The sequence below is a fragment of the Micromonospora sp. NPDC005087 genome, from assembly GCF_042872965.1.
Classification (GTDB): Bacteria; Actinomycetota; Actinomycetes; order Mycobacteriales; family Micromonosporaceae; genus Micromonospora.
Genome location: NZ_JBIALB010000018.1, coordinates 1 through 417, shown reverse-complemented (window position 1 = coordinate 417; position 417 = coordinate 1). Strand labels below are relative to the sequence as shown.

Genomic DNA, 417 nt, shown 5'->3' with positions numbered 1-417 from the left:
TTCGCCGCCGCGGTAGCCACCCTCACGAGGCGTACCCGAGCGCGAACCGTCCCGGTCACCACCACGGGAACCGGCGTCGCGGCCGCCGGCGTATCCGCCTCGGGCTCCGCCAGCGCTGTCACGGTCTCCCCGGTACGGGGGACGGTCGTCGCGACGCGGGCCGCGGTCGCGGCCGCCCTGGCCGTCAGTACGGTCTTCGTAACGACGGGGACGGTCTCCGCCCTGCGGTCCTGAACTCACAGGTACATCCTTCCTCATTGCGCCACCAATGGCGCTACGCAGTCGAGGGCCGACCCGGATGGGGCGGCCCTCGACTGGAAGATTGTCCGGCGGCGTCCTACTCTCCCACACCCTCACGAGTGCAGTACCATCGGCGCTGGAGGGCTTAGCTTCCGGGTTCGGAATGTGACCGGGCGT

Annotated in this window: 1 rRNA gene and 1 pseudogene; one reads left to right on the top strand and one right to left on the bottom strand. The window is 70.3% G+C overall.

From position 1 onward, the window contains the following. Nucleotides 1-234: pseudogene (locus ACFYPS_RS29840) on the top strand (hypothetical protein); the annotation flags it as partial. A 90-nt stretch (nucleotides 235-324) separates the two neighbouring features. On the opposite strand, the gene rrf reads toward ACFYPS_RS29840, so the two are convergent. Beyond that, nucleotides 325-417 (bottom strand): 5S ribosomal RNA (gene rrf, locus ACFYPS_RS29835); the annotation flags it as partial.